1 protein-coding gene is annotated in these 350 nt (G+C 64.6%); it reads left to right on the forward strand.

Annotation, left to right across the window (positions count from 1 at the left end):
- On the forward strand, positions 1-208 hold a 208-nt coding region (locus AC1DH9_RS31205; protein ID WP_477809594.1), incomplete at its 5' end, for a hypothetical protein.
- Positions 209-350: the final 142 nt, after the last annotated feature.

A 350-nucleotide genomic window follows, 5' to 3' on the forward strand; every position in this document is an offset into this window, starting at 1 on the left:
CCGTTGGCTCGTACAGATGGATGCATGGGAGGTGGGGTTCGACAGTCGGGATGAAGCTGAGGCGTTCGTCAGGCAACTCAAGGCGCGCATCAATGCGCCGCATGCCTGGCCGGCAAACACTGACACCAAGCCATTGCCCCGACCGCCCGCCGGTTCTCGGTCCGACCCGGCTGTCGAGCAACGGGTGCTGGCTGATCTCGCGAAATAAGCGCCGAGGTCAGGGGGGATGACCGGGTGCGTATCCAATGAGTGAAACCTTCGGCCTGACCAATGCAGCCGCTGCGCTGGGGATCGGCATGCTGGTCGGTCTTGAGCGCGAGCGCCATAAGGGCGGGGGCGATAGCCGTGCC

The sequence above is a fragment of the Pseudomonas sp. 05T35 genome, from assembly GCF_056396605.1.